Raw genomic sequence first — 20,826 nt, forward strand, 5'->3', positions numbered from 1 at the left:
GGCGTCCTGCCGGTACGCGCCGCCGGTTTCGCGTGGCGGAGGTATGTTCGCCGTGCCGTCCACGAGTTGCCGAACCTGGAGTGAGTGGTTGTGCGGCACTTGGCGTTACATGATGCAGCATCGCGGCGCCGGACGTGGCGCGCGGCATCCTGCCGGAACACGCCCCAGACTTCGCGCGGCGCAGTACGTATTGAGCCGAGGGCGTGGCGTGCTGCCCGGAACGGGCTCCAGGTTTCGCGCGGCGCGGCGACCGTGGTGGTGGCGTTTCGGTTACCTCGGCCCGAGGGGGTGGAGGCACCGAAGGCGGAGGCGACCGAGACGGCGGTGGTGGTTAGTCGGCGGCGGATTCTGGTGTGACTATCCAGCCTGCGACCACGGCCAAGCCGGTGGGGCGGTGGACGGCGAGGAAGCCGAAGGGGCGGTCGAAAGTGGCGGAGATGGCCGTGGCGAGGCGGGGGCGTGGGGGTGCGCTTCCGCCTCGCATGGCGAAGGCGGTGACTGCGGCGGCCTCGAATCCCTTTGGCGTGAAACGCGCCAGCACGTCTTGCGCGGCCTGTGCGATGCAGAGGGGCATGGGGGAGATCGCGGGGAAGTGGCCGCGTTCGCAGTCGGCGGCTGAGCGCAGGCCCATGAGTTCCGGGTTGTCCAGCAGGTTGTGTTTCGAGCGAATAGCGAAGGGAGGCAACCGGAGTACCAGCAGATCGGTGCGTGTGGTGACCTGATTGCTGCGCACTGTGAGGCCGGGTCCATCTGTGCCTGGCGGCAACTCCGCGCGGATCGGAATCGCACCGGCCAGCGCGGCCAGGCCCGCACCGAGCACACTGCCTGGTGTGTCCGTGCCGAGCAGCAGGTGGACGTCGAGGTCGGCGGTGCCCGCGACAACGACGCGGGTGACTGGTTCCGATCCCACCAGGAGCGAGGCAGCACCGAGGTCCGAGGTCTGGCGAAACAGGCCGGGACCGAATGGTGATGCGGGGCGACATCGAAGACGCGGCCTTCGACGAGCCTGGTCCAGTCTGCGTCGAGGGTGGTCTGACTGCGGGTGCCGCACCGGCTGCACGCGATCCCGGTCTTGCGGTCGAGGCGGTGTAGCTGCAGCGGACCCTGGGCGGGTTCAGAGCGCACGTCGCGGTTGCGAGGCGGGTCATCGGAGTACTGCATGAGCCGGGTCGCGCAGCGGCCGATCCTGTCGAGGATCCGGTCCCAGGTCTCGTAGTCGCGGCCACCGGCCGCGTCGTAGCGGCCCATCATGGGCCGGCCGTAGTTTCCAGCGTAAGAACCACGATTAGGCTGGGCAGGGTCCGGGAAGGTCTCGCTATGTGGTTGGGCACGGCCGCGGAAGTCGGGCCCCGCGCTGGTCGCGCGGAGATAAAGATCGTGGCTATGAGTGAGCCTTACCTGGACGAGTTGGTCGATGTGGTGGACCTGTGCGTCGATGTCCAGCAGGTTCTGCTCAACCGGCTGGCCGCCGACGCTGACCCGGGCCGTGTCGTGGTGGCCACGCACGCTCACGAATTCCTGCAAACGCGGTCCGTGTTGGCGGAGTGGTGGCCGAAGTACCACCGTCTGCTGGCGGCAAAGCATTCGGCGACTGACCGTGCAGTCCAAGCCCTGCGACACCGCGCATGCGGTGGAGCAACTCGACTGGATGCGGGCGCAGTTCCTCGCCAACCGCCCAGACGACCGCCAAGCGGCGCATAAACCTTCGTGCCGTGCCCCTTTCTCACTGGTGGCGCGGGCGGGGCAGCAAGGCGAACGCGCTCTCCGCAATCGAGGTCAGGCGAGCGGGACCGTGACCGTACGCACCCACGACATCCGTCCCACGGATCACAGTCAACAGAAGGTGCGCAAGTCCTTCGGGATCCGCGTCAGGGTCGATGTCGCCGTTGCGCTGCGCCGCTCGTACACACTCGGCCACCGCCGTCGCGACCGCGGCGAAGCAGTCGTTGGCCAAGCGTTTCACCTCCGGGTCGGAAGCGCCGATCTCCAGGGCCATCTTGGCGGCGAAGCAGGCCGCCGCTGCCCGATCAGGGGCGGGAGGCACGTCCTCGGCAAGCGGCACCCCATGCACGGCGCGGAGCAAGTACCCGTGCAGTCGTTCCAGAGCGCCCTCATCCGGCCCGACAAGCGCCTGCGGCGCAAACTGTGCCAGCCGGGCGAAGTACCCGGTCATCGCCTGCACCAGCACCCCGTGCTTGCCGTCGAACGCGGCATAGAGGCTGCCGCGGCCCAGGCCGGTGGCGGCGCTGAGGTCGTCGACGCTCGTGCCGTTGTAGCCCGTGGTGCGGAACTGCCGCTCGGCGGCATGCAGGACATGGTCGCGGTCAAAGCTTCGTGGTCTGGCCATACCCCGACGGTAGCTCCAATCTGCCGTAGTTGACAACTCAGTACAGAACCGTTTATGTTTATGACAGTTCAGTACATAACCATCCTGACCTCACCGGACCCGGCACGACGAGTCATGCCGACAACCGAAGGAACCACCATGCAGACAGTTTCCCCCGTGGCCCTCGTGACGGGCGCCTCCTCCGGGATCGGGCGGGCGGCAGCGCTCGCCCTCGTGGACGCCGGCTTCTCGGTGGTCGGCACGAGCCGCAACGCGGCGAACGCCGAGCCGCTCGCCGGGGTGACGTTTCTCGATCTCGACGTCGCCAGCGACGAGTCTGTCCACTCCCTGGTCGAGAAGGTGATCGAACGGTTCGGCCGGATCGACGTCCTGGTCAACAACGCAGGCGTGGGCGCGGTCGGCGCCGGCGAGGAGAGCTCGATCACCCAGGCCAAGGAGGTCTTCGACATCAACGTCTTCGGCCCGATGCGGATGACCAGCGCAGTGCTGCCCCACATGCGCGCCCAGGGCAGTGGCCGCGTGGTCAACGTCTCCTCGGTACTCGGTCTGATCCCAGCCCCCTTCATGGCCGTCTACGCCGCCACCAAGCATGCGGTCGAGGGCTACTCCGAGTCCGTCGACCACGAGCTGCGCGAGCACGGCGTCCGGGTGCTGCTGGTCGAGCCGGCCTACACGAGCACGAGTTTCGAAGCGAGCAGTCTGGGACCCGACTCGCCCCTGCCGGTCTATGCCGCACAGCGGGAAGTCGCCCGAGACGTGCTGGCCACGGCCGTGCGCAACGCCGACGACCCGGCCGTTGTCGCGAAGGTGATCGTCGCGGCTGCCACCGACTCCAAGCCCAAGTTCCGCTACACCGCTGGCTCGATGGCCCGACGCGTCAGCCTCCTGCGCCGGATCGTGCCCTCGAGCGCCTTCGACAAACAAATCCGCAAGCTCAACCGGCTGGCCCGCTGACCCCGCGATACACGCGGCGCCCGAGGAGGCACACATGAAGTTCGAACACGTCACCTTCGACCTGCCACACGGCACTTTTCACGCGCTGCAGGGTGGTGATCCCGATGGTCAACCGACGCTCGTCTTGCACGGCTTCCCGGACCATCCGCCGACCGCGAAGCCCTTCCTCGCCGAACTCGGCCGCCGCGGACGTCACGTCCTCGCACCCTGGCTTCGCGGTTACGCGCCGTCCCCGACCGCGGGGCCGTTCGACTTCGCATCCCTCACCAGCGACGTGCTCGCGCTGATCGACCGCTGGTCTCCCGGGCGAGCCGTGGAGTTGATCGGCCACGACTGGGGCGCCCTGATCACCTACGATGCGTGCGTCACCGCGCCGGAGCGGATCGAACGCGCGGTCACGCTCGCCATCCCCCACCCCATCACATTCCTGAGCCAGCCGCGCCTCGCTCAGCTGCGCCGGAGCTGGTACATGGGGCTCTTTCAACTCCCCGGAAGCGGTTTGATGGCCACCGCCCGCGATCTCGCCCTTATCGACCGCCTCTGGCGTCAGTGGTCGCCCGGCCTCTCGCTCGATCCAGCTCTCCAGGCGGAGCTGCACGAGCACCTGCGGGCGAGCATGCCCGCGCCCATAAAGTATTACCGGGCGATGCTGCGACCCGGCATGCTCGGGGCTACGCGCCGCCTATCTCAGCCGATCACGGTGCCCATGCTGCAGCTCCATGGCGCCGACGACGGCTGCTTCCTCCCCCCGCAGGCCGACGACCGGCATCGGTTCGCCGCCCCGCACACACAGGAGGTCGTCCCCGGCGTCGGTCACTTCCTGCACATCGAAGCCCCCGAGGCGATCGCGGAACGGATCGCAGCATGGGCCGAGTAGCGGATCACGCGACCCTTGTTCGACCACGGCTCGTCGTAAGGCTCGGGTCAGAACGTCCTTCTGCCGGCGAGGTAGGCGTGGACTGCGGAGATGACCACGGATCCCTCGCCGACGGCCGATGCCACCCGCTTGACAGAGTTTGCACGCACGTCACCGACGGCGAACAGCCCGGGTATCGAGGTGGCGAAGCTGTCGTGGGTGCACACGAAGCCCTTAGCGTCGAGGTCGACGCCGATGTTGTGCAGCCAGGTCGTGCAGGGGTCCGCGCCGATCATCAGGAACAGTGCGGCCGCGTCGAGTCGTACGTCCCGGTCGCGGGCGCGGTCGTGCCAGGTCAGCCCGCTGAGCCGGCTGCTGCCATGGACGGCGGACAGTTCGCAGCGAGGGTGCACGGTGATCCGCTCGTGGTGGGTCAGGCGCTGCGCCAGGTAGTTCGACATGGTGTCGCACAGGTCATCGCGGCGGATCAGGACGTGGACGTGGCCGGCGTTCCGCGCGAGAAACAGGGCCGCCTGGCCGGCAGAGTTGGCGCCCCCGACCACGACGGCGTTCCGCCCGGAGACCAGGTTGGCCTCCAGTTGGCTTGCGGCGTAGTAGACGCCACGGCCCTCCATGTCGGCCAGGCCAGGCAGGTCCAGGCGCCGGTAGCGCACGCCGCTGGCGATGATCACCGCTGAGGCGTGGATGTCGTGCTCGTCGTCGAGTCGCACCCGAAACCCGCCGGGCACCTCCGACAGCCCAGTGACTGAGCGGGGTGAGAGAAGCCTGGTCCCGAACTTGACCGCCTGCAGCATCGCCGCCCGTGCCAGTTCAACCCCGGACACGCCGCGGTAGAAGCCGAGGTAGTTCTCGATCCGTGACGAGCTGCCGGCCTGGCCGCCGATGGCGACGTCCTCGACGACGACCACGTCCAGTCCCTCCGACGCCCCGTACACAGCAGCGGCCAGCCCCGCCGGTCCGGCACCCACCACCAGCAGGTCACACCGGGAATCGTCGGCGATGCCCCACAGGTCGATTCCCAGCGCGGTTGCCAGGTCACGCGTGGTCGGCGCTGTCATTACGCGGCGCTGTGCCGTGACAACGGCCGTACCGGTCTCGGGCAAGGCGCAGGTCTGTGCCAGCTCCGACCATGCCGACCGGTTCGAACGCAGCACCGTCCGGTAGGGAATCTGGTTGCGTTCAGCGAAGTCCTGGAGGCGGTGCAGGTCGCGGTCGTCGTCTCCAGCCAGTACCAGACCGCCCTCGCCCTTCCTGCTCAGGAAGCGCCGCCGGGCATCCAAAGCAGACAGCACGACATCGCTCAGCTCTCCCGAGATCTCCACCAGCCGGCGCAGTTCCTCCACTCGAACCCGCAGGATCGCGGTGTCTTTCATGGCCACGCCCTGGAAGACGGCGCGTTGCCCCATCAACATGCCCAGCTCGCCGACGAAGTCACCGGCCTCGATCACGAAGACGACCCGGTCGTCCCGGCGGTCCACGAGGAGCACGCCACCGGTCAGCACGAGGTGCAAGTCGGTGGGATCACCGGCGTCCCACAGCAACTCGCCGGGCGCGGGGTGCAGTTCCTCACCGGATGACCGCAACAGGTCGAGGGCGTGTTGGCTCAACGCCGGCCAGGCCAGCTCATCGACTTCGCCCAGCCGACGGGACGAGTAGTGGGTCAGCTCGTCCGGCACGGGGATGCTGCTCATGCTTCTCCCTTATCTGGCGGGCGAATCGCTCCGGCCACGATTCTCCTCCGCTCGTTTTCGCCGGCGTCGGCCCAGGCTCCCGCTTTCCCCGGCTCAACTCTCGCCACGGCCATCGCGGTCGTGCCCAACCATCAACGCGAGAGCCCTTCCCGGACCCTGACCAGCCTAATCGTTGTTTTGCGCTGGAAATACGGGCGGCCCCATACGCAGAAGGTAGCGCCGACCTGCCATAGTTGACAACTCAGTACAGAACCGTCTAGGTTTATGACATTTCAGTACACAACCACCCTGGGCTCGCCGGACCGGCTTGGTCCGGGCTTGCAGGACCGCGATGCCGCGAGGGCGGCTTGGAGGTTGAACTCATGACACAGGAAACCCAGCGACCGCTCTTCGGCGAGGACTCCGCGAGCGACGCGCTGCTCGAGGGGACCGTCGACGCGGTGGTGATCGGCGGGGGCGCGGCGGGGCTGAACGGTGCCCTGATCCTCGCCCGCTCCCGCCGCTCGGTCGTCGTGATCGACAGCGGCTCCCCACGCAACGCACCCGCCGAAGCCGTGCATGGCTTCATCGTCTTCGACGGCACCCCACCATCGGAAATCCTCCGACAAGGCCGCGGCCAGGTGCGCCAGTACGGCGGACGCGTCGTCCACGGCGAAGTGGTCGCGGCCGAGTCCGCTGCCCCTGCGGCGGACGGGGACTTGCGGTTCACCGTCACCCTGGCCGACGGCCGCAGCATCACCACCCGCCGCATCCTGATCGCCACCGGCCTCACCGATGTGCTGCCGCAGCTGCCCGGGCTCGCCGAGCACTGGGGACACAGCGTGGTGCACTGCCCCTACTGCCACGGCTGGGAAGTGCGCGACGAGCCCATCGGTGTCCTCGCCACCGGACCGGCCTCCATCGGTCACGCGTTGCTGTTCCGTCAGCTGACCGAGGACCTGACCTACTTCACCCACGGCACCGACCTGGACACCGACAACCGCGCCCGCTTCGCCGCCCGCGGCATCCGCGTCATCGACACCCCGGTCACCGAGGTCGTCAACGACGAAGACGGTGCCCTCGCCGGGGTGCGCCTGGCCGACGGCCAGATCGTGGCCCGCCGCGTCCTGGCCGTCGGCCCGCAGATGCAGGCCCGCACCCAGGGCCTGGAAGGGCTGGGCCTGCCCGTGCAGGACCTGCCGAACATGGGCCGCGGTTTCGCCTCCGGCACGGCCGGCACCACCGAGGTGCCGGGTGTGTGGGTGGCCGGCAACGCCACCGATCCGGTCGCCCAGGTCGGGGCCTCCGCAGCAGCCGGCGCACTGGCCGCCGCCGACATCAACAAGATGCTGGCCATCGCGGACACCGACGCCGCCGTCCACGGGATCGCCGAGGTAAACCCGAAAGTGGCCACCGGATGATCCGCCGCGCAGCCATGTGCCACTCGTTGGGCGGTCGTGCGGATCTGCCTATTGATGCGTCGGCGGGCTCGTGGGGCGGCCGTAGTTTGTGGACAGCTATGCGCTGTTTTTTGGGCGGAGGATGAGTTTGCCCAGGACTGAGCGGGTTTCGAGGAGGTGGTGGGCGTGGGCGGCTTGGTTGAGGGGGAGGACGGCTTCTACCAGTGGGGCGAGGTCGCCTTTGGCGGCGCGTTGCAGGGTTGCGGTGTGGGCGTTGGCTACTCGGGCCAGCCAGTCGGGGCCCGCGCAGCCGATCAGGGTGCGGCCGCGCGTGATCAGGTCGGTGGCGGAGAGTTGGGCGGGGGCGCCGGAGAGCCAGCCGTAGCTGAGCATGCGGCCGGTGAGCGGGGTGGTGAGGTCCAGGATGTCGAGGGCGGTGGGGCCGCCGATCGAGTCGAAGACCACGTCGAGGGTGGTGTCGCTGAGGGTTTCGCGGAGGCGGGCGGGCCATTCAGGGTCGTTGTGGTCGATCACTTCGTCGGCGCCGAGCTTGCGTGCCTGTTCGGCTTTCGCGGTGCCGCCGGCCGTGGCGATCACGCGGGCCGCGCCGTATTCCTTGGCGAGTTGGGTGAGGATGCTGCCGATGCCGGTCGCGGCGGCCTCGACGAGCACGGTTTCGGTGCCGGTGAGTCGGGCCGTCTCCAGCAGGGGGAGTGCCACCGATCCGCTCATCAGTATCGCTGCCGCGTCGGCCGAGGACAGGCTGTCCGGGATCAGGGTCGTGGAAGTGGCTGGTGCGCTGACGAATTCGGCGTATGCGCCGAAACCCTTGGTGGCCACCGTTACTCGCTTGCCGAGCAGCGTCGGGTCGACGTCCGTACCCACTTCGGTCACCACGCCTGCCGCTTGGAAACCGAAGACCAGTGGGGGCTCGACGCCGAGCGGGAACGCGCCGGACCGGAGCTTCGTCTCCGGGAACAGGACCGGGATCGCCTCGGCACGGATCACGACCTCACCCGGACCAGCCTGCGGCACGGGCACCTCCTCGGCCACCAGCACCTCGGGCCCGCCGATCCCCGTCATTACGATTGCCTGCATCACTAACCTCATAACTTGACTGTCGGTCCACTTACCTTCGCGACGATATGGACCGCCGGTCAAGTTGTCAACGAAAGTGGGTGCAATGGCCGACGGGCGTCCCAGGGAACGGGCAGACGCCGCGCGCAACCGACGTGCGATCCTCGACGCGACCAGCGCGCTGCTCGCCGAACACGGCGCCGAGGCGATCACGATGGACCGCGTTGCCGCGGCCGCCGGAGTAGGAAAGGGCACCATCTTCCACCGCTTCGGCAACCGCGCGGGCCTGCTGCACGAAATGGTCGCGGAAAGCGCCGTCACCCTGATGGATGCCATCACGAACGGGCCGCCGCCGCTTGGCCCTGGCGCGCCTGCCGGCGACCGCCTGCTCGCCTACTTCGATGCGATGACGCGCCTGGTCATCGAGAACTCGGAGCTGATGGTCGCCTACCGCACCGAGCCGCCGCATCCTCGGACAGGCGAGTTCCATGCGTTCTGGGACAACCACATCACCACATTGCTGCGCGAAGCCCGGCCGGACCTCGACGCCGAAGTGGTCGGCCGCCTCCTGCTCGCCCCGCTCGGCGGTGAAATGGTTTCGGCGATGGTCCGCTCCGGGGAAACCGCTCGACTCCTCGACGCCATCCGCGAACTGGTCGAATCCGTGCTCCGCGCACCGTGAGCACCGCCTCCGGCCTGCACTGACGCTGCCGATCACTGGCGGCCCGTCAGAATGGTTGGTATGCAACGAATTCCGTTCGATATCGACGAATACGAGCGCCGGGTACACACGAGCCCCTGCTTCGTCTGTGCCATCGTCGCCGGTACGCACGACTCCGATCTGGAACAGATCATCGCCGAGGACGACGAGCACATCGCGTTCCTGGTTCGGTATCCGACGCTGATCGGGCACGCACTCGTGGCGCCCAAGCGGCATCGCGAACACGTGGTGCGCGATCTGGATGACGAGGCGTACCAGCGCCTGATGCGCATGGTCTACAAGGTCGCGCGGGCGGTCGAGACCGTGCTGCCGACCGAGCGGATGTACGTGATGAGTCTGGGCAGCCAGCAAGGCAATTCGCACCTGCATTGGCATGTCGCGCCGCTGCCACCGGGTGTTCCCTACCGTGAGCAGCAATTCCATGCACTCATGTCCGAAAACGGTGTGCTGCCGTGGACGTTGGAGGATGCCATCCGGCTGGCGGGGCAATTGCGTGCAGCGTTTGCGGATTCGTGAGAGCGGTCAGTCGCGGGCGAGGATGGCGGCGAAACGTTCGTCGGCGCTGTCGAGTTGGTCGAGGATGTATTGCTTGACCTCGTCGGAGAGCGGGGTGTCGGGGCGGGTGACGAGATCGCGGTAGATAGGGGTGAGGGGGCGGTATTTGACGGCCAATTTGTGCATGTGGGGGCCGGTGGCATAGAGGATGCCAACGCCGTTGTCGGTGAAGTCGGAGAGCTTGATGATTCTGGCCCACGGGGCGCGGTCGAGATTGGCGGCTACGTGCTCGCGGTACTGGACGTGGCGGTCGAGGGCGGGATCTGGTTCCGGGTTGGTCACGGCGGCAACGAGTTCGGCTACTCGGGCACCGAAGCGGTCGGACAGTTCGGCGAGGGCGGCCGCGGTGGCCTCGCCGGGGCGGTCGCCGGCCAACTCGGTCGCGTGGTCTTCGACAGCGTCGTGCAGCAGGCCTGCGGCGACCAGGTCGCTGTCGCGCACCTGGTAGTGGCTGATGATCCGGATCGCCACGCGCAGTAGATGATTGAGGTACGGCTCGCGGCCGTAGCGGTCGTTGCGGTGCAGGTCGGCGGCCAGATCGAGCGCGGCGGTGAGCCGGTCGACGTCCGGTAGTTCGGCGATCTCCAGTAACAGTCGTTCACGCAGTCCGGACTCGCCGTAGACCTCGCTGATCGTATGCAGCGGCATCACGGCCAAGACCCCCGCCCCAGGATTGCTCATGATGTCAATCTAACGGGCGTCGTTGGCCTCGAGTCCAGACGGCGGGTGAACTCCCGGTGCCGCGTGCGAGCGGCGAAAACCCGTTGCAACGCACTGATCTTCTGTGATGTGCTTTGGGTATCGCGAGGCAGAAACGGAGGAAGAGTGGCCGCGCAACAGAAACGGCCGCGACCGAGTTCGGCCACCGATGCGATGCTGAAACTGCATCGACGCACCATGGTGCTCGACGGACGGGTGTACACCGTCGTCAGCCTGCGCCCCGGCAGCGACTTCCGCTTCGCCACCAACCGTTTTCACGACACCTGGCATGTGCTGTCCGACTGGCGCGGTGCGCGGGTGCTCGCCCGGCTGCTCTGGGGGCTGGCATATCAGCGGCGACCAGGCACGCTGATCGTGATCGATCCGGCGCAGCTGGACACGAATCCGTTCGACGGGGCACGGTCGGATCCGATCGTGGTGGTGCCGTCGGATCTGACCGTGTTCACCTCGGCTGCCGCTGCGGCCCTGCGTCGCCGGCTGCCGTTCCGCGACCGTTCCGCGGGCACCGTGCGCTGGCAGACGTTCGGGTTGGCCGGAGCCGTCGACGAGTGGCGGGCATGGCGGGCCAGGGGAGCCGAGGGGTGCTACACCGACTACTTTCCGGAGCCGACCGGCTGGCTGTGGGTGGATCGCATCGGCGGGCTGATCACGGTGTTCGCCGCTGCCGACCAACTGCGTGACCTCGCAAGGACGATCGCACGCATGGGCGACGAAACCTATCGCGGGATGGGCTACGAATATCTGGACTACCCCGAAACCAACGGCGAGATCCAGATTTTCCGCCAGTACCGCACGATGGTGACCTCCGCCCGCCGCGCCCGCATCGACATCGTCGGGCAGCACAGCGGCCCGATCACCGAGGAAGCCGAAGACGCCATCTGGTCCCACTCGGCTACGTTGCGGCGCAACAGGTTACGCCGTCTGGCCGACCGCGCCCCGAACTGACACCTTCGCGTAGGGGTACCGCACCGCGCCGTGCGCCACCGCTGCACCGAACTGGCGTCACCACCCATTTCAAGTGCCACACCACGTTGTGTGCCACCACGCGTCCCAGTGTCGCACCGCGCTGTGCGTCACCACCGGACTCGTTCGAAAACTCGTCGACGCAGCGCCGCACCCCTCGATGTCGTTGCGGCACTGCGTCTTCGAGCCTTATACCGTCGAGAGACGGCCGCTCATTCGGCGCTGGGGACGAGGGTGTTCTGGCGCGCTGCCGCCCACCACCGTCCGTTCTCCTTGACCAGGACGTACACCGCGATCATCGCCGGATCGATGTCGATGAGGGTGCCGTCGGCGGTGGTGGCTCGCGCCACCTTGTGTGCGATGGCCACGTCGGGGCGCACGAAGGTGATGTCGGTGACCTCGTAGCGTACGTAGAGGTCTTTCAGAAACCCGGCCAGCCCAGCACGATTCGCGGCGAGGAGTTCGTCTCGGCCGGTCAGCAGCACTCCCATCGCGTTCACGACCGTGGCGTTGGCGGCGAAGTCGGCGGTCAGCAACTCGGCATCGTTGGTGTTGTACGCGGTTTCGGAGTTGCCGACGATCGCTGTGATCGCCGCGATGTCCGCGGTGTGGTCGACGGTGGTGTCGGCAAGGACGGGTGCCTGCGAAGTGGTAGCGCTCATGACTGCACCTCGCTGGCGCTCGGTTTCGTCATGCGCGGGGCGCGCTGCAACATGATTCGCTTACTTCGTTCGCTCATGACTTCAGCTTCCAACCTGAACAATGCTTCAGGTCAAGCGGTATCGCTCAGCTCACAACCCGTCAGCGCACACCGCGAGGGCGGAACTGAATGCTGATGCGCGGACCCGTCGGCCTGCGGGACTTCGGCACCGCATGCTCCCAGGTGCGCTGGCACGAGCCGCCCATCACGAGCAGATCCCCGTGCCCGACCTGAAATCGAATGCTCTCGCCTCCACCGCGCGGCCGCAGCAGCAATGCCCTTGGCGCACCGACGGATACGATCGCCACCATCGTGTCGTGCGTCGCCCCGCGGCCGAAGGTGTCCCCGTGCCAGGCCACGCTGTCCTGCCCGTCGCGGTAGTAGCAGAGCCCGGCCGTCGTGAACGGTTCCCCGAGCTCGCGCCGATAGTGCGCGGTCAATTCCCGTCGCGCGTCGGCGAGCACCGGATCCGGCAACGGCTCGTGTTCCTCGTAGAACTTGAGCAGCCGAGGCACATCGACGACACGGTCGTACATCGGCCGCCGCTCGGCCTTCCACGGCACATCGTCGACCAGCCGATCGAACAGCGCATCAGCGCCCGACAGCCAACCTGGCAGCACATCCACCCAGGCCCCGCGGTCGAGCACTGTGCGGCGCGCATCGCGAAGCGGCCCGAATTCGGTGTCCCCGAAACCATCGAGCAGCGATCCCTGTAGCGGTGTCGACATGCCGCCGAGCGTACCGTCAATCGAACATATGTGCTAGCAAAACCCGGTGATCGAAGGACGAGCCCAGACAATCCCGACATTCCAGGACCCCTCGAGTGGTGCCCCGCACAGCTCGCCCGTGGCGCCGCTCACACCGCGATATGCCTGGTGAAAGTGGGGTAGCGGCCGCTGTTAGGCTGCTTGCCGTAAGACATCCTTTAACGGACCGTCCGGTGAGGCGGGGAAGGAGGTCGGCATGGCCGTGCCCGAAGAACGGGCCGCCAAGTCCGGCGCTGCCGAAACATCGCAGCGACACACCCCCGAGGGGGTGGAGGCGGGGCGGGAGCTGTTGTCGGCTTCCGATGTCAGTCGGACCATCGCGCGCATCGCGCATCAGATCATCGAAAAAACCGCGCTGGACGCGGGCGAGCGGGACGCGCCACGCGTCGTGCTGGTCGGCATCCCGACCAGGGGCACCTCGCTGGCCGCGCGACTGACGGACAAGATCGAGGAGTTCTCCGGCGTCCGCCCGGCCCTCGGCTCGCTCGACATCACGCTGTACCGCGACGACCTGCGCTCGCGCCCGCACCGGCCGCTGGAACGCACCTCGGTCCCGGAGGGCGGCATCGAAGACGCGCTGGTCGTGCTGGTCGACGATGTCCTCTTCTCCGGTCGCACCGTTCGCTCGGCACTCGACGGGCTGCGCGATCTCGGCCGCCCGCGCGCGGTGCAACTCGCGGTCCTCATCGACCGCGGTCATCGCGAATTGCCCATCCGCGCGGACTATGTCGGCAAGAACGTGCCTACTTCGCGCTCCGAAGACATCTCTGTCTTGCTCACCGAACATGACGGCCGAGATGGCGTCTACTTGCGACAGGAGGCTGAAGCGTGAGGCATCTGCTGACGGTGACCGACCTTGATCGGGCCACCGCGACGGAGCTTCTCGACGAGGCCGACCGGTTCGAGCAAGCACTACTCGGCCGCGACGTGAAGAAGCTGCCGACCCTGCGCGGCCGCACCGTGATGACGGTGTTCTACGAGAACTCCACTCGCACCAGGGTGTCGTTCGAGGTCGCGGGCAAGTGGATGAGCGCGGACGTGATCAATGTCAGCGCCAGCAGCTCCTCGGTCTCCAAGGGCGAATCCTTGCGCGACACCGCGCTCACGCTGCACGCCGCGGGCGCCGACGCATTGATCGTCCGGCACCCGGCTTCCGGTGCGGCACACCAGATTGCGCGCTGGATGGACGCCTGGGCCGTCTCCTCCGGCCGCGGCGGCCCCGCCATCATCAACGCGGGCGACGGCACGCACGAGCACCCCACTCAGGCACTGCTCGACGCATTGACCCTGCGTCAGCGCCTCGGCGATATCGAAGGCAAGCGGGTCGTCATCGTCGGCGACATCCTGCACAGCCGGGTCGCCCGCTCGAATGTCTTCCTGCTGGCCACTCTTGGCGCCGAGGTGGTGCTTGTCGCCCCGCGCACGCTGCTGCCCATCGGGGTGGAAAGCTGGCCAGCCCGCGTCTCGCACGCACTGGACGCCGAATTGCCCGGCGCCGACGCGGTTCTCATGCTTCGCGTGCAGGCCGAGCGAATGAACGGCGGCTTCTTCCCCTCGGCCCGCGAATACTCGATCAACTATGGCCTGTCCGAGCGCAGGATGGCGCTGCTGGACGAGCACGCGGTGGTCCTGCATCCGGGCCCGATGCTGCGCGGCATGGAAATCGCCTCCGCGGTAGCCGATTCCGGGAAGGCCGCGATCTTGCAACAGGTGACGAACGGAGTACACATGCGCATGGCCGTCCTGTTCCGGCTGCTGGTCGGTACCCAGGAGGCGGTGGCATGACCGTACTCATCAAGGGTGCTCGTGTTTACGGCGAGGGTGATCCGGTCGACGTGCTGATCGCCGACGGCGTAATCCGCGAGATCGGCACCGATCTCGCGGCCGCCGACGCGGACGTCATCGACGCCGCAGGCCAGATCCTGCTGCCCGGCTTCGTCGACTTGCACACGCACCTGCGCGAACCCGGCCGCGAGGACACCGAGACCATCGAATCCGGTTCCGCCGCAGCGGCACTGGGTGGGTACACGGCGGTCTTCGCGATGGCGAACACCAGCCCGGTCGCCGACTCGGTGGTCGTCACCGATCACGTGTGGCGCCGCGGGCAGGAGGTCGGCCTGGTCGACGTCTACCCGGTGGGTGCCGTCACCGTCGGTCTCGAAGGCAAGCAACTCGCCGAAATGGGCACCATGGCAGCGGGTGTCGGCGCGGTCCGGATGTTCTCCGACGACGGCCACTGCGTCTACGATCCGCTGCTCATGCGCCGTGCGCTGGAGTACGCGAACACCCTCGGCGTGCTCATCGCGCAGCACGCCGAGGAACCGCGACTCACCATCGGCGCTGTCGCACACGAGGGCCCGACCGCAGCGCGGCTCGGCCTGGCCGGGTGGCCGCGCGCCGCCGAGGAGTCCATCGTCGCCCGCGACGCGCTGCTCGCCCGCGATGCCGGTGCGCGCGTGCACATTTGCCACGCCTCCACCTCCGGCACCGTCGAGCTGCTGAAATGGGCCAAGGCGCAGGGGATTTCGATCACCGCCGAGGTCACCCCGCACCACCTGCTGCTCGACGACTCGCGCCTGGAGACCTACGACGCGGTCAACAAGGTCAACCCGCCGCTGCGCGAGGCCTCCGACGCCGCCGCCCTGCGTCAGGCATTGGCCGACGGCATCATCGACTGCGTCGCCACCGACCACGCCCCGCACGCCGAGCAGGACAAGTGCTGCGAGTTCGCCGCGGCGCGCCCCGGCATGCTCGGCCTGGAGACGGCGCTGTCGATCATCGTGCAGACCATGGTCGAACCGGGCCTGCTGGATTGGCGCGGCGTCGCCGCCGTGATGAGCGAGCGCCCGGCCGCCATCGTCGGTCTCGACGAGCACGGCAGGCCGATCGAGGTCGGCGAGCCCGCGAACCTGACGCTGGTCGACCCCGCCACCAGCTGGACGGTGCGGGCGGGCGAACTCGCCAGCATCTCGAACAACACACCGTTCGAGGACATGACGTTCCCGGCCCGAGTGACGACGACGTTGCTGCGCGGCCGGGTAACCGCCCGCGAGGGCAAAGCAGTGCATCGTGGCGACGGAGGTCCGTAAGTGGAAAGAACGCTGTGGGTAATCGGACTGCTCGCGCTGTTCGCCCTGTGCATCTGGCTGATGTACCGCGGCTGGCAGAACCGGGCGAAACGACAGCAGGCCAGCATCGGTGAACTGCCCACCGTGCCAGCCGACCTCGGCGCCCAGGTGCTGGAGCCGACCACCGGCCTGTACCTCGGCAGCACCATGGCGCCGAGCTGGCAGGACCGAATCGCGGTCGGCGACTTGGGCTTCCGGGCCAATGCGGAACTCACGCGATTCGAACGAGGAATTCTGCTCGAGCGCGACGGCGCGACGGTGATCTGGATTCCGCAGGAGTCCATCACGGTGGTGCGCACCGAGCGCGGGCATGCGGGCAAAGTGATGACAGAAGATGGTGTGCTGGTAGTTCGCTGGAAGCTGCCCACCGGAACCGAGATCGATACCGGGTTCCGCGGCGACGACAAGACGGTGTACCCGGCTTGGACGCAGGGCCTGCACGCGGACCAGACGAAGACGACGGGAGACGACGAGGGATGACACAAGGACAAGAAGCCGCTTTGGTGCTGGAGGACGGCCGGGTATTCCGCGGCTCGGCCTACGGCGCCGTGGGCGAGACGCTCGGCGAGGCGGTGTTCTGCACCGCGATGACCGGGTACCAGGAGACCCTCACCGACCCCAGCTATCACCGCCAGATCGTGGTGGCCGCGGCCCCGCAGATCGGCAACACCGGCTGGAACGACGAGGACGACGAGTCCGGCAAGATCTGGGTCGCGGGCTATGTGGTGCGCGATCCCGCACGCCGCGCCTCCAACTGGCGGGCCACCACCACCCTGCCCGAGGCGATGCAGAGTCAGGACATCGTCGGCATCGCGGGCGTCGACACCCGCGCGCTGGTCCGCCACCTGCGCACCCGCGGTTCGATGAAGGCGGGCATCTTCTCCGGCGCCGCGCTCGCGGACACCGACACGCTGCTCGCCCGCGTCACCGGCCAGCCGTCCATGCTCGGCGCCGACCTGGCCGAGGAGGTGAGCACCGACGCGATGTACACCATCGAGCCGGCCGGTGACCGCCGATTCACCGTGGTCGCGGTCGACCTCGGCATCAAGACCAACACCCCGCGCATGTTCGCCGAGCGCGGCATGCGGGTGCACGTGGTGCCGTCGAACGCCTCGCTCGACCAGATCCTCGAGCTGAACCCGGACGGCGTCTTCCTGTCCAACGGACCAGGCGACCCGGCCACCCAGGACGGCGCGGTCGCGCTGACCAAGGGCGTGCTCGAGCGCGGAGTTCCATTGTTCGGCATCTGCTTCGGCAACCAGATCCTCGGCCGTGCGCTCGGCCGCGCGACCTACAAGATGAAGTTCGGCCACCGCGGCATCAACATCCCGGTGGTCGAGCACGAGACCGGCCGGATCTCGATCACCGCGCAGAACCACGGCTTCGCGCTGGAAGGCGAGCAGGGCGAGCGGTTCGACACCCCCTTCGGCAAGGCCGAAGTGAGCCACGTGTGTGCGAACGACGGCACCGTCGAGGGCGTGCGCCTGGTCGACGGCCGCGCGTTCTCCGTGCAGTACCACCCGGAGGCCGCCGCCGGACCCCACGACGCCGCTTATCTCTTCGACCGTTTCGCCGGTCTCATGGAAGGAGCCTGATGCCACGCCGCACCGATCTGAACCACATCCTGGTGATCGGCTCAGGCCCGATCGTCATCGGCCAGGCCTGCGAATTCGATTACTCCGGCACCCAGGCGTGCCGGGTGCTGCGGGCCGAGGGCCTGCGGGTCTCGCTGGTGAACTCCAACCCGGCGACCATCATGACCGACCCCGAGTTTGCGGATTCCACCTACGTGGAACCGATTACGGCGGAGTTCGTCGAGAAGGTCATCGCCAAGGAACGCCCCGATGCCATCCTCGCCACCCTCGGCGGGCAGACCGCGCTGAACACCGCGGTCGCGCTGCACGAGAACGGGGTGCTGGAGAAGTACAACGTCGAGCTGATCGGCGCCGACTTCGAGGCCATCCAGCGTGGTGAGGACCGGCAGAAGTTCAAGGACATCGTCGCCAAGGTCGGCGGCGAAAGTGCCCGCTCCCGTGTCTGTTTCACGATGGACGAGGTGCGCGACACGGTCCGCGAGCTGGGTTTCCCTGTGGTGGTACGGCCGTCGTTCACCATGGGTGGCCTCGGTTCCGGCATGGCCTACAACGACGCCGATCTCGACCGCATCGCCGGTGGCGGCCTCGCCGCATCGCCGACCGCGAACGTGCTCATCGAGGAATCCATCCTTGGCTGGAAGGAATTCGAGCTCGAGCTGATGCGCGACAGCCGCGACAACGTCGTGGTGGTCTGCTCGATCGAGAACGTCGACCCGATGGGCGTGCACACCGGCGACTCGATGACCGTCGCGCCCGCCATGACGCTCACCGACCGCGAGTACCAGAAGCTGCGCGATCTCGGCATCGCGATCCTGCGCGAGGTCGGCGTCGACACCGGCGGCTGCAACATTCAGTTCGCGGTGAACCCGGCCGACGGTCGACTGATCGTCATCGAGATGAACCCGCGCGTCTCGCGCTCGTCCGCATTGGCTTCCAAGGCAACGGGTTTCCCGATCGCCAAGATCGCCGCGAAGCTGGCCATCGGCTACACGCTCGACGAGATCGTCAACGACATCACCAAGGAAACCCCGGCCTGCTTCGAGCCGACGCTGGACTACGTGGTCGTCAAGGCGCCGCGGTTCGCCTTCGAGAAGTTCCCAGGCGCCGATGCGACGTTGACCACCACCATGAAGTCGGTGGGCGAGGCAATGTCGTTGGGCCGCAACTTCTCCGAGGCGCTCGGCAAGGTGCTGCGCTCGCTGGAGACGAAGGCCGCAGGCTTCTGGACGCAGCCCGACGGCAAGTGGGCGCCGGTCGACGGCGACGTGCGCGGCGCGATCGAGGCCATCCTCACCGACCTGCGCACGCCCACCGAGGGACGCATCTACCAGGTCGAGCGTGCCCTGCGCTTGGGCGGCAGCATCGAAGAGGTCGCGCTCGCTTCGGGTATCGACCCGTGGTTCGTCGCCGAGGTCGCCGGGCTGGTCGAGCTGCGCGGGGAGATCTTGGACGCGCCGGTGCTCGACGAGCAGCTGCTGCGCCACGCCAAGCACTACGGACTGTCCGACGGGCAGATCGCCGCGCTTCGCCCGGAGTTGGCGGGGGAGACCGGTGTTCGGTCCCTGCGCCATCGGCTCGGCGTGCGGCCGGTCTTCAAGACGGTCGACACCTGCGCCGCCGAGTTCGAGGCCAAGACCCCGTACCACTACTCGGCTTACGAGCTCGATCCGGCCGCGGAATCCGAGGTCGCCCCGCAGCGTGAACGCGACAAGGTGATCATCCTCGGCTCCGGCCCGAACCGGATCGGCCAGGGCATCGAGTTCGACTACTCGTGTGTCCATGCGGCGCAGACCCTTTCGCAGGCCGGCTACGAGACGGTGATGGTCAACTGCAACCCGGAGACCGTCTCCACCGACTACGACACCGCCGACCGGCTCTACTTCGAGCCGCTCACCTTCGAGGACGTGCTCGAGGTCTACCACGCGGAAAGCGAGTCGGGGCGCGTCATCGGCGTCATCGTGCAGCTCGGCGGGCAGACACCGCTCGGCCTGGCGCAGCGGCTCACCGACGCCGGTGTCCCCGTGGTCGGCACCAGCGCCGCCGCGATCGACTTGGCCGAGGACCGAGGCGAATTCGGTGACGTGCTGGTCGCGGCCGGACTGCCCGCGCCGAAGTACGGCACCGCGACCACCTTCGCGCAGGCCAAGAAGATCGCCGCGACCATCGGCTACCCGGTGCTCGTCCGCCCGTCCTACGTGCTCGGCGGGCGCGGCATGGAGATCGTCTACGACGAGAACTCCCTGGAGGGCTACATCTCTCGGGCCACCGAGCTCAGCCCCGAGCATCCGGTGCTGGTCGACCGGTTCCTGGAAGACGCCATCGAGATCGACGTCGACGCGCTCTGCGACGGCGAGGAGGTCTACCTCGGCGGTGTGATGGAACACATCGAAGAGGCGGGCATCCACTCCGGCGACTCCGCCTGCGCCTTGCCGCCGATCACCCTGGGCCGCAGCGATATCGAGGCCGTGCGGCGCTCGACCGTCGCGCTGGCCAAGGGCATCGGGGTGAAGGGCCTGCTCAACGTGCAGTACGCGCTCAAGGACGACGTGCTCTACGTGCTCGAGGCGAATCCGCGTGCCAGCCGGACGGTTCCGTTCGTGTCCAAGGCCACCGCGGTGCCGCTGGCCAAGGCCGCCGCGCGGATCATGCTCGGCGCCAGCATCGCCGACCTGCGCAAGGAAGGCATGCTGCCCGCTGAGGGCGACGGCGGGCACGTCCCGCTCGACGCCCCGGTCGCGGTGAAGGAGGCCGTGCTCCCGTTCCATCGGTTCCGCAAGGCCGATGGCACCGGCGTGGATTCGCTGCTCTCCCCGGAGATGAAGTCCACCGGCGAGGTGATGGGCATCGACGCCGACTTCGGCACCGCCTTCGCCAAGAGCCAGACCGCCGCCTACGGCTCGCTGCCCACCGAGGGCACCGTGTTCGTCTCGATCGCCAACCGGGACAAGCGCGCCATGGTCTTCCCGGTGAAACGCCTGCACGACCTGGGTTTCCGCATCCTGGCTACCGAAGGAACGGCGGAGATGCTGCGCCGCAACGGCATTCCGTGCGAGCGGGTGCGCAAGCATTCCGAGCCCGAAACGCTGGACGGGCCGGACCGCGCGCCGCAGCCGACGATCGTCGAGCAGATCCGCGACGGCGAGGTCGACATGGTGTTCAACACCCCGTACGGCAATTCGGGTCCGCGCGTGGACGGCTACGAGATCCGCAGTGCCGCGGTCGGCGCCAACATCCCGTGCATCACCACGGTGCAGGGTGCGGCCGCCGCGGTGCAGGGCATCGAGGCCGGTATCAACGGCGGCATCGGGGTGCGGTCCCTGCAGGAACTGCACTCGGTGCTGCGTGGGTGACG

At 67.9% G+C, this 20,826-nt stretch carries 19 protein-coding genes; 12 read left to right on the forward strand and 7 right to left on the reverse strand.

Going from position 1 to position 20,826, the window contains the following annotated elements; genetic code table 11:
• Positions 1–331: 331 nt before the first annotated feature.
• Positions 332–910 carry a serpin family protein gene (locus tag ACGFNJ_RS26095; protein ID WP_393453268.1) on the reverse strand — a complete coding sequence of 193 codons (579 nt, stop codon included), beginning with the start codon at positions 908–910 and terminating at the stop codon, positions 332–334.
• 813 nt (positions 911–1,723) lie between these two features.
• Positions 1,724–2,347 carry a TetR/AcrR family transcriptional regulator gene (locus ACGFNJ_RS26100; protein WP_393453271.1) on the reverse strand — a complete coding sequence of 208 codons (624 nt, stop codon included), beginning with the start codon at positions 2,345–2,347 and terminating at the stop codon, positions 1,724–1,726.
• Between the two features lie 138 nt (positions 2,348–2,485).
• Here ACGFNJ_RS26100 and ACGFNJ_RS26105 point away from each other — a divergent pair, with 138 nt between their 5' ends.
• The gene (locus ACGFNJ_RS26105; RefSeq protein ID WP_393453274.1) at positions 2,486–3,301 is read left to right on the forward strand and encodes an oxidoreductase; all 816 of its coding nucleotides are present in this window, start codon (positions 2,486–2,488) and stop codon (positions 3,299–3,301) included.
• Between the two features lie 34 nt (positions 3,302–3,335).
• A complete protein-coding gene (locus tag ACGFNJ_RS26110) occupies positions 3,336–4,178 on the forward strand; it encodes an alpha/beta fold hydrolase (RefSeq protein WP_393453277.1) in 843 nt (280 codons plus the stop codon).
• 47 nt (positions 4,179–4,225) lie between these two features.
• Here ACGFNJ_RS26110 and ACGFNJ_RS26115 read toward each other — a convergent pair whose 3' ends face one another.
• Positions 4,226–5,869, reverse strand: a complete 1,644-nt coding sequence (locus tag ACGFNJ_RS26115) for an FAD-dependent oxidoreductase (RefSeq protein ID WP_393453280.1) — start codon at positions 5,867–5,869, stop codon at positions 4,226–4,228.
• Positions 5,870–6,231: 362 nt separating this feature from the next.
• Between ACGFNJ_RS26115 and ACGFNJ_RS26120 the strand changes: the two genes are divergently transcribed.
• The gene (locus tag ACGFNJ_RS26120) at positions 6,232–7,269 is read left to right on the forward strand and encodes an NAD(P)/FAD-dependent oxidoreductase (RefSeq protein ID WP_393453283.1); all 1,038 of its coding nucleotides are present in this window, start codon (positions 6,232–6,234) and stop codon (positions 7,267–7,269) included.
• A 96-nt stretch (positions 7,270–7,365) separates the two neighbouring features.
• Here the strand turns inward: ACGFNJ_RS26120 and ACGFNJ_RS26125 are convergent, their stop codons facing one another.
• Positions 7,366–8,346 carry a zinc-binding alcohol dehydrogenase family protein gene (locus tag ACGFNJ_RS26125; RefSeq protein ID WP_393453286.1) on the reverse strand — a complete coding sequence of 327 codons (981 nt, stop codon included), beginning with the start codon at positions 8,344–8,346 and terminating at the stop codon, positions 7,366–7,368.
• An 85-nt stretch (positions 8,347–8,431) separates the two neighbouring features.
• Here ACGFNJ_RS26125 and ACGFNJ_RS26130 point away from each other — a divergent pair, with 85 nt between their 5' ends.
• Positions 8,432–9,007 (forward strand): TetR/AcrR family transcriptional regulator, encoded by a 576-nt coding sequence (locus ACGFNJ_RS26130; RefSeq protein WP_393453289.1) that lies wholly within the window; start codon positions 8,432–8,434, stop codon positions 9,005–9,007.
• A 60-nt stretch (positions 9,008–9,067) separates the two neighbouring features.
• Complete coding sequence (locus ACGFNJ_RS26135) at positions 9,068–9,562, forward strand: HIT family protein (protein ID WP_393453292.1); 495 nt, start codon at positions 9,068–9,070, stop codon at positions 9,560–9,562.
• Between the two features lie 6 nt (positions 9,563–9,568).
• On the opposite strand, the gene ACGFNJ_RS26140 is transcribed toward ACGFNJ_RS26135, so the two are convergent.
• Positions 9,569–10,282 carry an HD domain-containing protein gene (locus ACGFNJ_RS26140; protein WP_393453294.1) on the reverse strand — a complete coding sequence of 238 codons (714 nt, stop codon included), beginning with the start codon at positions 10,280–10,282 and terminating at the stop codon, positions 9,569–9,571.
• 144 nt (positions 10,283–10,426) lie between these two features.
• On the opposite strand from ACGFNJ_RS26140, the gene ACGFNJ_RS26145 reads away from it, so the two are divergent.
• Entirely contained in the window at positions 10,427–11,266 is an 840-nt protein-coding gene (locus ACGFNJ_RS26145) for a hypothetical protein (RefSeq protein ID WP_393453297.1), read from the forward strand.
• Between the two features lie 230 nt (positions 11,267–11,496).
• Here ACGFNJ_RS26145 and ACGFNJ_RS26150 read toward each other — a convergent pair whose 3' ends face one another.
• A complete protein-coding gene (locus ACGFNJ_RS26150; protein WP_393453300.1) occupies positions 11,497–11,946 on the reverse strand; it encodes an SgcJ/EcaC family oxidoreductase in 450 nt (149 codons plus the stop codon).
• Positions 11,947–12,085: 139 nt separating this feature from the next.
• Entirely contained in the window at positions 12,086–12,712 is a 627-nt protein-coding gene (locus ACGFNJ_RS26155; protein WP_393453303.1) for an alpha-ketoglutarate-dependent dioxygenase AlkB, read from the reverse strand.
• Between the two features lie 235 nt (positions 12,713–12,947).
• Between ACGFNJ_RS26155 and pyrR the strand changes: the two genes are divergently transcribed.
• The 6 genes from pyrR to carB are packed head-to-tail and all read left to right on the forward strand — an operon-like array spanning position 12,948 to position 20,824.
• Complete coding sequence (pyrR, locus tag ACGFNJ_RS26160; protein WP_069166433.1) at positions 12,948–13,583, forward strand: bifunctional pyr operon transcriptional regulator/uracil phosphoribosyltransferase PyrR; 636 nt, start codon at positions 12,948–12,950, stop codon at positions 13,581–13,583.
• Positions 13,580–14,536 (forward strand): aspartate carbamoyltransferase catalytic subunit, encoded by a 957-nt coding sequence (locus ACGFNJ_RS26165; protein ID WP_393453307.1) that lies wholly within the window; start codon positions 13,580–13,582, stop codon positions 14,534–14,536. Before pyrR ends, ACGFNJ_RS26165 begins: the two co-directional genes overlap by 4 nt.
• The gene (locus tag ACGFNJ_RS26170) at positions 14,533–15,840 is read left to right on the forward strand and encodes a dihydroorotase (RefSeq protein WP_393453310.1); all 1,308 of its coding nucleotides are present in this window, start codon (positions 14,533–14,535) and stop codon (positions 15,838–15,840) included. The genes ACGFNJ_RS26165 and ACGFNJ_RS26170 overlap by 4 nt, the downstream gene beginning before the upstream one ends.
• Positions 15,841–16,359, forward strand: coding sequence for a transporter (locus ACGFNJ_RS26175; protein ID WP_393453313.1), 519 nt, complete (start codon positions 15,841–15,843; stop codon positions 16,357–16,359).
• Positions 16,356–17,474: a glutamine-hydrolyzing carbamoyl-phosphate synthase small subunit gene (gene carA, locus ACGFNJ_RS26180; RefSeq protein WP_393453316.1), complete on the forward strand. Its 1,119-nt coding sequence runs from the start codon at positions 16,356–16,358 to the stop codon at positions 17,472–17,474. Before ACGFNJ_RS26175 ends, carA begins: the two co-directional genes overlap by 4 nt.
• Complete coding sequence (gene carB, locus ACGFNJ_RS26185; protein WP_393453319.1) at positions 17,474–20,824, forward strand: carbamoyl-phosphate synthase large subunit; 3,351 nt, start codon at positions 17,474–17,476, stop codon at positions 20,822–20,824. Before carA ends, carB begins: the two co-directional genes overlap by 1 nt.
• The last annotated feature ends 2 nt before the right edge of the window (positions 20,825–20,826 follow it).

The organism is Nocardia sp. NPDC049149 (genome assembly GCF_043197455.1).
Classification (GTDB): domain Bacteria; phylum Actinomycetota; class Actinomycetes; order Mycobacteriales; family Mycobacteriaceae; genus Nocardia.

Excerpts from the sequence above, each read along its gene's own strand:
- pyrR (WP_069166433.1), top strand. The coding sequence starts at position 12,948 with ATGGCCGTGCCCGAAGAACGGGCCGCCAAGTCCGGCGCTGCCGAAACA.
- ACGFNJ_RS26115 (WP_393453280.1), bottom strand. The coding sequence starts at position 5,869 with ATGAGCAGCATCCCCGTGCCGGACGAGCTGACCCACTACTCGTCCCGT.
- ACGFNJ_RS26100 (WP_393453271.1), bottom strand. The coding sequence starts at position 2,347 with ATGGCCAGACCACGAAGCTTTGACCGCGACCATGTCCTGCATGCCGCC.
- ACGFNJ_RS26135 (WP_393453292.1), top strand. The coding sequence starts at position 9,068 with ATGCAACGAATTCCGTTCGATATCGACGAATACGAGCGCCGGGTACAC.
- ACGFNJ_RS26150 (WP_393453300.1), bottom strand. The coding sequence starts at position 11,946 with ATGAGCGCTACCACTTCGCAGGCACCCGTCCTTGCCGACACCACCGTC.
- carB (WP_393453319.1), top strand. The coding sequence starts at position 17,474 with ATGCCACGCCGCACCGATCTGAACCACATCCTGGTGATCGGCTCAGGC.
- ACGFNJ_RS26155 (WP_393453303.1), bottom strand. The coding sequence starts at position 12,712 with ATGTCGACACCGCTACAGGGATCGCTGCTCGATGGTTTCGGGGACACC.
- ACGFNJ_RS26170 (WP_393453310.1), top strand. The coding sequence starts at position 14,533 with ATGACCGTACTCATCAAGGGTGCTCGTGTTTACGGCGAGGGTGATCCG.
- ACGFNJ_RS26105 (WP_393453274.1), top strand. The coding sequence starts at position 2,486 with ATGCAGACAGTTTCCCCCGTGGCCCTCGTGACGGGCGCCTCCTCCGGG.
- ACGFNJ_RS26125 (WP_393453286.1), bottom strand. The coding sequence starts at position 8,346 with ATGCAGGCAATCGTAATGACGGGGATCGGCGGGCCCGAGGTGCTGGTG.
- carA (WP_393453316.1), top strand. The coding sequence starts at position 16,356 with ATGACACAAGGACAAGAAGCCGCTTTGGTGCTGGAGGACGGCCGGGTA.
- ACGFNJ_RS26140 (WP_393453294.1), bottom strand. The coding sequence starts at position 10,282 with ATGAGCAATCCTGGGGCGGGGGTCTTGGCCGTGATGCCGCTGCATACG.
- ACGFNJ_RS26120 (WP_393453283.1), top strand. The coding sequence starts at position 6,232 with ATGACACAGGAAACCCAGCGACCGCTCTTCGGCGAGGACTCCGCGAGC.
- ACGFNJ_RS26110 (WP_393453277.1), top strand. The coding sequence starts at position 3,336 with ATGAAGTTCGAACACGTCACCTTCGACCTGCCACACGGCACTTTTCAC.
- ACGFNJ_RS26130 (WP_393453289.1), top strand. The coding sequence starts at position 8,432 with ATGGCCGACGGGCGTCCCAGGGAACGGGCAGACGCCGCGCGCAACCGA.